The 11,377-nt window shown below is 70.0% G+C and carries 15 protein-coding genes and 3 pseudogenes; 11 read left to right on the forward strand and 7 right to left on the reverse strand.

Translation table 11 applies throughout. From position 1 onward, the window contains the following. Positions 1-124 (reverse strand): annotated as a pseudogene (locus tag EFK10_RS49460) (IS110 family transposase); the annotation flags it as partial. A 176-nt stretch (positions 125-300) separates the two neighbouring features. On the opposite strand from EFK10_RS49460, the gene crcB (EFK10_RS03615) reads away from it, so the two are divergent. From crcB (EFK10_RS03615) to EFK10_RS03635, 5 genes are all read left to right on the forward strand, one after another. Continuing rightward, positions 301-951: a fluoride efflux transporter CrcB gene (gene crcB / locus EFK10_RS03615; RefSeq protein ID WP_127354322.1), complete on the forward strand. Its 651-nt coding sequence runs from the start codon at positions 301-303 to the stop codon at positions 949-951. Positions 952-1,037: 86 nt separating this feature from the next. Then, positions 1,038-1,373: a DUF190 domain-containing protein gene (locus EFK10_RS03620; protein ID WP_240676970.1), complete on the forward strand. Its 336-nt coding sequence runs from the start codon at positions 1,038-1,040 to the stop codon at positions 1,371-1,373. Further along, complete coding sequence (gene crcB / locus EFK10_RS03625; RefSeq protein ID WP_127354324.1) at positions 1,373-1,741, forward strand: fluoride efflux transporter CrcB; 369 nt, start codon at positions 1,373-1,375, stop codon at positions 1,739-1,741. Before EFK10_RS03620 ends, crcB (EFK10_RS03625) begins: the two co-directional genes overlap by 1 nt. A gap of 196 nt (positions 1,742-1,937) precedes the next feature. After that, positions 1,938-2,438, forward strand: a complete 501-nt coding sequence (locus EFK10_RS03630) for an inorganic diphosphatase (RefSeq protein WP_127354325.1) — start codon at positions 1,938-1,940, stop codon at positions 2,436-2,438. After that, positions 2,431-2,640 (forward strand): histidine phosphatase family protein, encoded by a 210-nt coding sequence (locus EFK10_RS03635; protein ID WP_127354326.1) that lies wholly within the window; start codon positions 2,431-2,433, stop codon positions 2,638-2,640. Before EFK10_RS03630 ends, EFK10_RS03635 begins: the two co-directional genes overlap by 8 nt. A 38-nt stretch (positions 2,641-2,678) precedes the next feature. Here EFK10_RS03635 and EFK10_RS53060 read toward each other — a convergent pair. After that, a pseudogene (locus tag EFK10_RS53060) lies at positions 2,679-2,804 on the reverse strand (DUF3560 domain-containing protein); the annotation flags it as partial. Between EFK10_RS53060 and EFK10_RS03645 the strand changes: the two are divergent. From EFK10_RS03645 to nhaA, 3 genes are all read left to right on the forward strand, one after another. Then, positions 2,768-3,346, forward strand: coding sequence for a site-specific integrase (locus EFK10_RS03645; RefSeq protein WP_206305291.1), 579 nt, complete (start codon positions 2,768-2,770; stop codon positions 3,344-3,346). The pseudogene EFK10_RS53060 and the gene EFK10_RS03645 overlap by 37 nt on opposite strands. A gap of 402 nt (positions 3,347-3,748) precedes the next feature. After that, positions 3,749-5,110, forward strand: a complete 1,362-nt coding sequence (locus EFK10_RS03650; protein WP_127354327.1) for an APC family permease — start codon at positions 3,749-3,751, stop codon at positions 5,108-5,110. A gap of 238 nt (positions 5,111-5,348) precedes the next feature. Further along, entirely contained in the window at positions 5,349-6,671 is a 1,323-nt protein-coding gene (gene nhaA, locus EFK10_RS03655) for a Na+/H+ antiporter NhaA (RefSeq protein WP_127354333.1), read from the forward strand. A 45-nt stretch (positions 6,672-6,716) separates the two neighbouring features. Here nhaA and EFK10_RS46955 read toward each other — a convergent pair whose 3' ends face one another. From EFK10_RS46955 to EFK10_RS03675, 5 genes are all read right to left on the reverse strand, one after another. Then, complete coding sequence (locus tag EFK10_RS46955; protein ID WP_164835807.1) at positions 6,717-6,881, reverse strand: hypothetical protein; 165 nt, start codon at positions 6,879-6,881, stop codon at positions 6,717-6,719. Beyond that, positions 6,878-7,108 (reverse strand): hypothetical protein, encoded by a 231-nt coding sequence (locus tag EFK10_RS03660; protein WP_127354328.1) that lies wholly within the window; start codon positions 7,106-7,108, stop codon positions 6,878-6,880. The genes EFK10_RS46955 and EFK10_RS03660 overlap by 4 nt, the downstream gene beginning before the upstream one ends. Further along, on the reverse strand, positions 7,105-7,311 hold the full coding sequence (locus tag EFK10_RS03665; RefSeq protein ID WP_127354329.1) for a hypothetical protein: 207 nt from the start codon (positions 7,309-7,311) through the stop codon (positions 7,105-7,107). The genes EFK10_RS03660 and EFK10_RS03665 overlap by 4 nt, the downstream gene beginning before the upstream one ends. After that, positions 7,281-8,246: a hypothetical protein gene (locus EFK10_RS03670; RefSeq protein ID WP_127354330.1), complete on the reverse strand. Its 966-nt coding sequence runs from the start codon at positions 8,244-8,246 to the stop codon at positions 7,281-7,283. Before EFK10_RS03670 ends, EFK10_RS03665 begins: the two co-directional genes overlap by 31 nt. A 300-nt stretch (positions 8,247-8,546) precedes the next feature. After that, positions 8,547-8,774 carry a hypothetical protein gene (locus tag EFK10_RS03675; RefSeq protein WP_127354331.1) on the reverse strand — a complete coding sequence of 76 codons (228 nt, stop codon included), beginning with the start codon at positions 8,772-8,774 and terminating at the stop codon, positions 8,547-8,549. A 107-nt stretch (positions 8,775-8,881) separates the two neighbouring features. Here EFK10_RS03675 and EFK10_RS52525 point away from each other — a divergent pair. From EFK10_RS52525 to EFK10_RS03690, 3 genes and pseudogenes are all read left to right on the forward strand, one after another. Then, positions 8,882-9,883 (forward strand): annotated as a pseudogene (locus EFK10_RS52525) (IS5 family transposase). A 410-nt stretch (positions 9,884-10,293) separates the two neighbouring features. Further along, positions 10,294-10,485, forward strand: a complete 192-nt coding sequence (locus tag EFK10_RS52530) for a hypothetical protein (protein ID WP_322973272.1) — start codon at positions 10,294-10,296, stop codon at positions 10,483-10,485. A 109-nt stretch (positions 10,486-10,594) separates the two neighbouring features. After that, positions 10,595-10,960, forward strand: coding sequence for a hypothetical protein (locus EFK10_RS03690; RefSeq protein WP_127354332.1), 366 nt, complete (start codon positions 10,595-10,597; stop codon positions 10,958-10,960). Positions 10,961-11,377 lie beyond the last annotated feature (417 nt).

An 11,377-nucleotide genomic window follows, 5' to 3' on the forward strand; every position in this document is an offset into this window, starting at 1 on the left:
CGGCCAGGGTGTGGACCAGCTTCGCGGTGGTCTTCTCCCCGGGGACGGCAGTGTGCTGGCGCTCAGCGGCCCCGACGGCCGCTTCGGCCAGGGGCCTTACGCTTCGGACCTTGCGGTTGGCCAATAGGAGAAGATCATGCCCCGGCCATCCCGCCCCTCTCCGCAGCAGGGCCGTAGTACTTGGAGCCCATATGGCCCTGCGGCGTTCTCTTGCGGCCGGTGCAATGCGCGAGGGTGGCCCGCCGCGCCGCGTGGGCCACCGTCGGACCCATAGCCCAGCCCGTGCAAGGGAAGTGCCGCATGTCCGGCGGAGAAGGCACCTGGGGCCGAGAAGGCCCGGAGGACCGGCTTCGTGACGACCTGCCCCCTGCTGAGACGCTGCCGGTCGACCCTGATATCGCGGTCAGCGCCGAGCCGCAGGCCCCGCCCCAGGAGCCTCCTCCCGGCGGCCGGCGGTCCCGGCAGTGGGATGTCCTGGCGGTCATCGCCGTGGGTGGCGGACTGGGCAGCATCGCCCGCTACGGCATCGCCCACGCTTGGCCCACCGCGGACCTGGGGTTTCCCTGGGCGACGTTCGTCACCAACATCTCCGGAAGCTTCGCCCTGGGACTGCTCATGGTCTACGTCCTGGAGGTGTGGCCGCCCTCCCGGTACGTGCGCCCGTTCCTGGGCGTCGGCATTCTCGGCGGCTACACCACCTTCTCCACCTACACCGTGGAGATGCGCCACCTGCTCGCCGGCACTCACTGGTCGATGGCCGACGCCTACGCCCTGACCAGCCTCATCGCCGGACTCGTAGCGGTCTGGGCAGGCATCGCGGTGGCCCGCCGGGCCGCCGGGCTACGGGTGCGCCGCGGCCCCAGCCGCCGCGACCAGACACCCTCCGCACCCCCGCCGGCATGGCCACCCGCCGCACCCGGCGATCCGCCCCGTAAAGGAAGTTCGCGATGAACCCGCACCTTCCCCGGCACCACCACGGGGACGACGACCTCCCCCCACGCGCGCCCCGCGCGCCCCTCAAAGGCCCGGTCCTGCGCATGACCGTCTACCTCGGTGAGTGGGACCAGTACCACCACAGGCCGGCCTACACCGAGATCGTCCACCGCGCGCACCGCGCCGGGCTCGCCGGCGCCAGCGTCTTCCGCGGCTTCGAGGGCTTCGGTGCCTCCTCGCTCGTGCACACCAGCCGCCTGCTCGACCTCGCCGACGACCTGCCCCTGACCGTCGTGGTCATCGACGAGGAGGACCGCGTGCGTGCCTTCCTCCCACAGGTCCACGACATCGTCCCCCAGGCGCTGGTCACCCTTGACCTGGTGCAGGCGGTCTCCCACCTCACCGGCGTGCCTCTGCCTGCCGCCGAGGAGATGCGCTGATGCCCGTTCTCATGGTGTTCCTGGGCGGCATGATCGGCGCCCCACTGCGGTATCTCACCGACAAGGCCGTCCAGGCCCGCCATGACAGCGTGTTTCCCCTCGGCACGTTCACCGTCAACATCGTCGGCTCGTTCGTCCTCGGCGCGCTGGCAGGAGCCGCGGCAGCCCACGGCCTGCCGCCTTCGGTGATGCTCCTGCTCGGTACCGGCCTGTGCGGCGGGCTGACAACGTTCAGCACCTTCACCTTCGAAACTGTCCGCCTCCTCGAAGACGGCTCCCTGGCCGAAGCCGGACTCAACGCCCTGGGCAGCCTCCTGCTCGGTCTCGCCGCCGCAGCCGCCGGCTACGCACTCCTGACCTGGCTGTGACCCGCTCCGGGACGTTGGGCGATCGGGAGTCGGGGAGCATCCGGCCAGGGAGGACCGCTGCGCGGCGCGCCTGCGCGTCCCGACGCTGCTGGACGGGCGCGTCTGCGCCGGACTGCCCGGCAGCCACGCGGTACGCCCGTAACGGGCGGCAGGAGAGGGAATCTGAAGGCGACCGGTAACCGGTTAGGAGGTCGTAGTGGAATTCGACGTCATCGTGGAGATCCCGCAGGGGTCCCGTAACAAGTACGAGATGGACCATGAGGTGGGGCGGATCCGGCTGGACCGGATGCTGTTCACCTCGACCAAGTACCCGGCCGACTACGGCTACATCGACGGCACGCTGGGCCGCGACGGCGAGCCGTTGGACGCCCTGGTCATCGTCGGTGAGCCGACCTTCCCCGGCTGCACCATCTTGTGCCGGGCGATCGGCATGTTCGTGATGCGCGATGAGAACGGGCCGGACGAGAAAGTGCTCTGCGTCCCCGCCCACGACCCGCGCCACACCGACGTGCAGGACATCGGTGACTTCCCCGAGTTCGACCGGATGGAGATCACCCATTTCTTCGAGGTTTACAAGGACCTGGAGCCCGGCAAGTCCGTCGAGGGCTCCCACTGGGAGGGCCGGGACGCCGCGTACGCCGAGATCGACGCCTCCCGCAAGCGCGCCGCGAACCAGCCGTCCGGCCACCGTGCCTGACCGACATCCCGCCCCTGGCGCGCTGGCGCTGCTGCGGCACGGACAGAGCACCACGAACGCCGAAGGCCGCTTCACCGGCTGGACGGACGTACCCCTGAGCGCGTACGGCGAGCGGCAGGCGGCTGAAGCCGGAGCACTGCTGGCCCGGCACAGTCTGCTGCCCGAGGTGGTGCACACCTCGGTGACCCGGCTGGCGAGGTAGGCCGCGCGCTCGCCTTCGGCGATGGCCTTGCCCTCCATGCGGTGCGTTCGTTCCCGGAAGTTGCGGTCGCAGTTGTAGGAGTAGTGATCGACCAGCAGCGGCTGGCCCATGGGGATGGAGTCGCGGCGTGATCCTGCTTCCGCGCCCGTCGGGCACTGTGCCGCTGATCGTCGCCGTCGACCGGTTCCTCGGCCGCTTCCGCGACGACCCCGGCACTCGCGCCACGTACGCTGAGACCCTCGCCCGGCTCCGCGCCCTGGTTGGTGACGACTTCCCGACGGGCGAGCTGTCGTGCGAGGTGTACGGGGCGGTCATGGCCCGCTGGTACCAGCGAGCGGCGAACAGCTGGAACAAGCGCCTGTCGGCCCTCAACTCCTTCGCCGCGTACGCCCGGCGCCAGGACTGGCTGACCACCGACCCGGGCCGGCACCTGGAGCGCGGGAAGGTCACCCGCGGCCGGGACAAGGCCATCCTGGTGGACATGGTCCCGGCCACCGGTCGGGGCCGGCTGTCCTACCTGCGGGTGGAGTACCTGTTGAAGCAGGCGTCGAAGCTGCACGACCCGCACGGCAAGGGCTACACGCTTCATCAGCTGCGGCACTCCGGTCTCAAGCACCTCGCGGAGAAGGGCCGCTCCGCCCCGGAGCTGCAGGCCAAGTCCCGGCACACATCTGGGGACGCTGGGCCACTACGTCAAGCTCGGTGAGGAGACCTCCGCCCGCGTCACCGCCGAGAATGACGGGCACAACCGCCGCCGGCGCTGATGCCGGGCCGACCCGCACGGATCATGGTGGTTCGCCACCGAGGGGGAACGCCTCGGCAGGCGGGGTCCGCGGCTTGCCGTGGGGCCTCGATGCGGAGGGGGCGATCAGGGCTGGACGAGTCGGATGACGTTGCCGTCGGGGTTGATCGCGCTCGGGACGCAGACCGCGGGGGTGGGGTGTTAAGGAGGCGGTAAGGTCCTTTCTTGGTGTGCCGGGAAGTCTGGTCGGCGGTGCAGGTAGTCGTGCCCATCGTGGACCAGGAAGGCCCCGCCTCAATGAATCCGACCCACCGACACCTTGTTCCTCGCCCGGTTCGGGCTGGGGGTCTGCTGCATGCCCGGCCGGTGCTGCTGGTGGCGTTCGCGTTCGCGGTGATGGCCGACCCGGTCTCCTCGGTGGCCTATGCGATCGAGGCCGCGCTGCGGGCCCTGCACGGGGACCTAAACCTGCTGTTGCCGACCATGGGCCTGGTGGTCGGACTGATCGCGCTGGTCATCGTCAACTACCACCAGCTGGTCGCCCGCTATCCGCAGGGCGGCGGGGCCGCGGCCGCGGCCGGTGAGGCGTTCGGCGAAGCGTGGGCGTTCATCCCGATCGGCGCGCTGATCGTGGACTTCGTGCTGACCATCGCCATCAGCTCCGCGGCCGGCGCCTCCGCGATCATCGCCTATCTGCCCGCGGCGGCCCCCTGGCGGATCCCGCTGGCCCTGGTGCTGACCGCGGCGGTGGCAGGACTGACCTGGTTCGGCCATCTGGGGCGGGCGATATTCGCGCTCATGACCCTGGCCTTCATCGGCATCACCGTCGCCGTGCTGGTCGGCGGGATCAGCGCCCCGGTTCACCCGACCGGCACCATCACCCATAGCGGCGGCCACTGGGCGCCGCTCGCCGTGGCATTGGCCTTCCCCGTCGCGATGGCCCTGGCCACCGGCGTCGAGGCCCCCTCCTCCGCCATCGCCCAACTCGGCCAGCTCGACGACGCCGGACGCCGCCGCTTCGGCCAGGTCACCCTGTGGCTGACCCTGCTCCTGGTCGGCGGCATCACCCTGGGCCTGACCGCCGAGGCCGTCCACCTGCGCATCGGCATCCCCGCCCCGGACAGCACCCAGATCGCCGACCTCGCCCAGCGCGCCGCCCCCGGTGGCTTGTATGCCGTCTTCCAGTTGGTCACCGCGATGCTGCTGCTGTCTGCCGCGTCCTCCTCGTTCCAGGCCGGCCCCGGCCTGCTCAAGGCCCTGGCCCGCCGCCACGGCGAGAAGAGTGACGCGGGGATCCTGCCCGCGGTGTGGGGCACGACCAACCGCCACCACACCCCGTACTGGGGCGTACTGCTGTTCCTGGGCATCTCCGGAGTGGTCATCGCCGCAGCGGGCGGCCAGGACCAGCGGCTGGTGCTGTTCTATGCGGTGTCGGTGTTCATGTCCTTCCTGGCCGGGCTGATCGCCATGGCGCGCTTCTCCGCCCGCGAGCGCCACCTTGGCCACCTGGTGGTCAACGTCGTCGGCGCGGTCGCGGTGGCCTTCGTGCTGGCGGTCAATCTGGCGCGCGGCGAGCCGATCGCTTCCCTGGCCGCGGCCCTGGCCATCGCCGCCGTGCTGTACCAAATGTGGGTCAAGGCCGGGCGCCCGCGCGGCATCCGCAACGCCGCTGCGGAAGCCGAGGCCGAGGAGACGCCCGCCACAGATCGCGCCGCCGCCTCCGGCTGACTCGGCCCGCCGGGCCTGCCGACCAGGTCAGTCCTGCGTATCGGCGTGGATGATCGCGCCCACCATCACCTGACCCCCCTCCCGCACCGGGCCGGAAACCCGCCCGCGCCGGCGGGGTTCACCCGCGCGGGGCCCTGTGTAAAGAACGCGTCAAGGTGCGCGGGGTGTGCTCGGGAAGTCTGGTCGGCGGCTGGATCCGCTGTGTCCGTTTCCCGACCGCCCGGAGGTCTTCGCCGTCATGGCAGCTGCCCCGCGATCCCGTTCTTTGTTCCTGGGCCTTCTGCCCCTGCTCGAGCGGCAGGCCGTCGTCCTGGCCCTGCAAACGGAGACGGTCGGCGGCCTGATCCTCCTGGCCGCCGCGGTGGTGGCACTGGTGTGGGCGAACACCCCGTTCAGCGGCACCTACGAGGCCATCCGCGACTTCCACTTCGGGATCCCCTCTCTCGGTCTCGATCTGTCGGTCGGCCACTGTACTTCTGACGGGCTGCTGACGGTGTTTTTCCTGGTCGCCGGGATCGAGCTGAAGCGGGAACTCGTCGTCGGCGAGCTGCGCACCCCCGCCACCGCCGCCCTTCCGGTCATCGCGGCCCTGTGCGGCATGGCGATACCCGCCGCCCTCTACGCCGCCACGGCGGCAGCCGGCGGCGGCAGTCTGGGTGGCTGGGCGGTGCCGATGGCCACCGACATCGCCTTCGCCCTGGCGGTCCTGGCGGTCATCTCCACCCACCTGCCGACCGCCCTGCGGGCCTTCCTGCTCACCCTCGCGGTCGTCGACGACCTTGGCGCCATCCTGATCATCGCCGTCTTCTTCACCTCCGACCTCAACCCCTGGGCTCTGACCGGGGCATTCACCGGACTCATCCTCTTCTACGTCCTCCAGCGGCAGCGGGTACGGGGCTGGTGGTGGTACCTGCCGCTCGGCCTGACGACCTGGGCTCTGATGTACAACGGCGGGGTGCACGCCACCGTCGCCGGCGTCGCCATGGGTCTGATCCTGCGCACCACCCGCGAGGAGGGCGAGAAGGCATCGCCCGGCGCGCGCACCGAGCATCTGCTGCACCCCTTCTCCGCCGGCGTCGCCGTACCGCTGTTCGCCCTGTTCGCCGCAGGGGTCAGCCTCTCCGGCGACGCGCTGGGCAAGGTGTTCACCAGCCCCGAACCGCTTGGTGTGGTCCTCGGTCTGGTGATCGGCAAGATCCTCGGCATCTTCGCCGGCACCTACCTGGCCGCCCGCTTCACTCGCGCCCAGCTGAACCCGGATCTGGCCTGGGCCGACGTCTTCGGCCTGGCCGCGCTGGCTGGGATCGGATTCACCGTCGCCCTGCTGATCGGCGAGCTCGCCTTCCCCACGAAGGAGGTCAACGGGCACGTCAAGGCCGCCGTCCTCATCGGCTCCGTGATGGCCGCCACGCTGGCCGCCCTGCTCCTGCGCCGCAGGAACACCGTCTACCGGCGCCTGTACGAGGAGGAGAACCTCGACGAGGACGCCGACGGCATCCCCGACATCTACCAGCAGAGCGGCCCGGCCGACACCGGCCGCCAGGACGGGCAGGCGGGCTGATGGCCACCGCCGAAGCCTCGGTACTGGCACCGCTGCTGCGCGGCATCACAACGGCCGCTCTGGGCCGCGCAGTCCGGGCAGTCCTGAGGGCGGCCCAAGGAACGCCCGGTACGCGGTCTGGGCGCGGCCCCTGGCGGCAGAGGCGAGGGCGGGCACCATGGCGCCGGCGCTGCTCGCGGTCTCGGCCCGCCGAGGCACAGGGGCGCTCATCGGGAGCCCTTGCGGCTGCGCGCGTTCGCCTCGGCCACGCGCGGGCGCAGCAGCTCACTCGCGGGGACCGGCTCCAGGTCGGCGGGCGCCGCATCCCAGTCTTGGCCTCCGCCGCGCGGGCGCAACTGCACGTGGCTGCCTACGTGCCCCATGACGCAACCGACCTTGTCGCGGCTCACGTCCCGTGCCCACGTCCCCACTTCGGGCACTGACTCCTCGGCATTCATGTGGTCCTCTCCAGGTTGACTTCGGCCCAGAGTCCACGGTCGTCCGGGGCGGTGCCGTACAAGGTTGCCAGGGCGCGGACGATGCCGCCTCCCGGTGAGTGGATGCTGAGACAGGACATGTCATGATCGCCGGTGGCCGCGATGCGGGCGCGGATACCGGCGGTGGAGACGGTCACGGTGACCTTGCCGGGCTGTGTGGCCAAGACCGCGATGAACAGTTCGCCGGCGAGCTGGGCGGCGTCTTCGTGGGCGAGGCGCGAGGCCGCCCAGGTGCGTGCTTCACGGGCGTGTGCCTCGAAGGCGCGTGTCCAGGCGCAGCCCTGCTGCACGCCCGGCTCGCCTCCGGCCTGGCCAGCAGCCTCGGCCGATGTCCCCGCCGTCGTGGCTGGCCTTCATCAGCCAGCGGCGGAGGTGTCGGTGCTGTCGTGCTGGTTGCGGGCTTCCTTGACGGCGCGCTCCCATTTCCAGGTCGGTTCGTTGTGCCGTGCCGCGAGTGCGGCGGCGATGCCGCGGTGGTAGCCGTTGTGGCGCAGTTCGGCGAGGGCGGTGGCGATGCGCTGTTCGGTCTCGGGCTTGCGGTCACGGGATTGGGGTCCGGCGGGGCGTCCGGCGGCGCCGGTGTTGTCGCCGGTGCGCTGCGGTCGAAGTCCTGCAGGTCGGCGCGGCGGAAGGCGGGGATCGGCCGGCCGGTGGGGCCCTCCACGGTGCCGACCGCCTCCGGGAAGTAACCCGGGTTGCCCCCGAGGTACTTGCGGATGACGCCGGGACCGGCGAAGTTGAACCACGCTGCGGCCTGGTTGATGGAGATCCGGTCCTCGACGTCGCCGTCGTAGAGCTCCGGGTCGGTGGGCAGCAGCTTCTTCTTCTTGCGGTCCTGCAGGCCGGCGTAGAAGGCCTTGAACTGCTGCTGGTCGTAGAAGTCGACCCGGGCGATCGTCACCGCCTTCTCCGGGTGGCGTGCGACCTGCTCGGACGTGCCGTCGGCGCCGGTTTCGACGGCGGGGACCTCGTTGCGCTTGGAGTACCACAAAGCGGCGGTGACGCGGCTGGCTCCGGTGTGCTCGACGATCCAGTCGCGGTTGACCACAGGGCGGCCGTCGTGGATGCGGACCTGCGGGTTGAGCGGCTTGTTGGCCATGGTGGGGACCTCCGGTGAGTCTGTCGGTGCGGACTGCTCATACGGGCCGGCGGCCCGTAGAATGGAGGCACTCCTTCCTTGGTGGGTTGGAGTACCGATGGCCGGTGAGACGTTCGGTCGGGGTTGCCGCCCCGGGCCGACACCTCCTTGGAGGTGCCTCTCTCCGGACATCAATCGTGTTGTCTGCCGACCTCGCAACCGACAGTCATAATAATACACGCACAGTGGGTGGGGTGTCTACCTCGGCGGCGCCGGCTCTTGCCCCACCTTGGATAATGCGGGCGGAACGCGGGCTCTCGATCACGGCCAGGCCATCGCCAACTGCTCCGCCCCCAGGCCCAGCGTCCGCCACGCCCCGGCGAAGCCTGGCCGCACCTTGTCCCGGGCCATCGTCGGCGCGACGACGTCGAACCACTCCCGCACCGGATAGCTGTCACCACGGTGCAGCACCCACGAGCGCGGGATGCGGTACTCGTCCACCTCAACCTCGCCGCCCCGGGCGGCCGCCAGTTGACGCAGCCACTCCACCGCCCCGGCGCGCGTGTCCTTGATACGGCTAGGGCCTGTTCTGTATTCAGATCATGAGTTCGCCGGTTCGGGCTCCTTTGCTGGGCTGTCGCTGGTAGAAGGAGGCCATGGCGCGTGGTGATCTGACGGATGGTGAGTGGGAGCTGGTCGAGCCGTTCCTGCCGATGGCGGCGACGGGCCCGATCCCTGACCTGCGGCGGCAGTTCGACGCGGTCATGTGGCGGTTCCGCGTGGGCAGCCCCTGGCGGGACATTCCCGAGCAGTACGGCAACTGGTCCACCATCTACGGCCAGTTCCAGTCCTGGGCGCGCAAGGGCGTGTTCCAGGCGCTGATGGAAGGGATGATCGCCGAGGCCGCCGCGCGTGGCCAGGTCGACCTGTCGCTGGTCAGCGTGGACTCCACCGTCGCCCGTGCACACCACCACGCCGCCGGGATGGTGGTGGACTGCGAGTTGCTGGAGGAGCTGGAGAAAGCCGTCGCGGAGGAAAAGGGGCTGCTGCAACGAGACGAACCAGGGCAATAGCCGACCAGAACGGCGAGGTCGACGACGCGGAGGATGCCGGGCGGGAGGAGAAGCGGCGCCTGCGCCGACGCCGTCGGGCCCGGCTCAAGGCAGCCCAGCTGGGGCGCTCGCGCGGCGGATTGACCACGAAGACCCACCTGGCGGCCGACCGGCGCTGCCGTCCGCTGTCCTTCGTACTCACCCCAGGCCAGAGCGCGGACAACCCGCAGTTCACCGCCGTCGTGGACAAGATCAAGGTGTGCGGCCCGGTCGGCCGGCCCCGCACCCGCCCCGGCGCGGTCGCCGCCGACAAGGCGTACTCCGCCCGCGGCACCCGCACCTACCTGCGCCGACGCAAGATCAGGGCGGTCATCCCGGAGAAGGACGACCAGGCCGCCAACCGCAAGAAGAAGGGCAGGCGGCCGGCCGGTGAGCCACGACCCGGACCTGTACCGCGACCGCAACGCCGTCGAACGCGCCATCAACAAGATCAAAGACTGGCGGGGCCTCGCCACCCGCTATGACAAGACCCCCACCAGCTACGAAGCCGGCCTACACCTACGCGGCTCCGTCATCTGGCTCCGCAGCCTGACGCCCCCACCATGATCCGAATTCAGAACAGGCCCTAGTCTGGTAGACGCGGAGTCCGCGCTAACCGCGACGTCCCGGTGGGCCATCCGGGGGGTTTTCCGGAAGCCAGGCCCTGGAGGGGGCCGGGACAGGCCGTAGGCCCCCCACCGGGAGTGGGTGTACTGGTGTATAACCGCAGCGTCACCGAGGCAGGCACGGCGGGAAGCGTGGGGCAAGTGAGCCGAATCGTCCAGGTAGGAGTCGTCATGGCGGGGGCCTTGGGGCTGGTGGGTACCGCCCAGGGAGCGGCTGCGGCTCACGTCGGCAGTGAGCAGTCCTTGATCCATGCCGTGGGCGGAGCCGATGTGGGCACCGTGGTGAGTGCGAGCTCCGGGGTTCTCTGCGGGCCGCTGATCGGTTTTACCTACCGTTCTTCTGTCAAGTGTGTGAACGGGTCGATCCGCAGCGGCAACAGCCTCGACAGCGGGAACTTCATCAACCGCGGCCATCCCAACAACAGCGGCAATCTGTCGAGCATCAACGGTTCCCCGGCCTCCGGTAACTCCGCCACCGGGGACAGCGTGGACAGCGGCAACACCCTCCAGGCCGTCCGGGAGCCAGGCGGCCACCGCGATTAGGGCGCTGACGACCGTGCGTCCCCGACGCACCCGGCCTAGCCGCTGCCGAGTGGCGTGGAAGCGGCCCCGCATCAACAATTGGTGGGCGGTCCTTCTCTTGCCCCCGGGGATGTACGAAGATCGAGAGGTCGAAATGAAACAAGCCGCGCGCTTTGCCGTCGTGACCGCCGGAGCCGGGGGCCTGCTGCTGTGCGGGGCAGCTACGGCGCTCGCCCGTCCGGCCGACTCGGCCTGGGCCGGCCGCTCCACGGCCTTGACCGAGATCCAAGCGAAAGTTCGCTGCGACCGGGCGGTGCGCCTGTGCGCCAACAGCGGAAACCTCAAGGACAGTCAAAACATCTACGTGACCGGCAATCTGAACAACGCTGCGAATCCTAACAACTCCGTGGACTCTCCGAACAGCAACAACAGCGTGGAGGGGGATTCCCACAACAGCCGGAACTACGAGCAGTACATCATCGGCACCCGTCGCTGAGGCCGCCCGCCGCCCGCGGACCGGACCGGCCGGCCTGCCTCACCGGCTCGATCCGGTCCTGGGTCGCATAGGTGAGGAGTCGGCACATACTACTGGCGTATCAGGCAATGTTTTGGGGACCTCCGGAGAGTCTGTTGGTGCGGACTGCTCGTACGATGACCGCCTTCGCCCATCACCTGCCGACCGGCGGTGATCGGTGACCTGGTTGAGGTGTCCCGAGGCCGCAAACTGCGTTGCCTGATTGGGGGGTCCTCGACGGACGTCCCCTGCTCAATTGATCTCTCCACGACTACACGGTCCGGAGGAACTAGGCATGGCGTTGGTGGGTTGGAGTACCGATGGCCGGTGAGACGTTCGGTCGGGGTTGCCGCCCCGGGCCGACACCTCCGTGGAGGTGCCTCTCGCCGGCCATCAATC

The organism is Streptomyces soli, from assembly GCF_003999195.1.
GTDB classification, from domain to species: domain Bacteria; phylum Actinomycetota; class Actinomycetes; order Streptomycetales; family Streptomycetaceae; genus Actinacidiphila; species Actinacidiphila soli.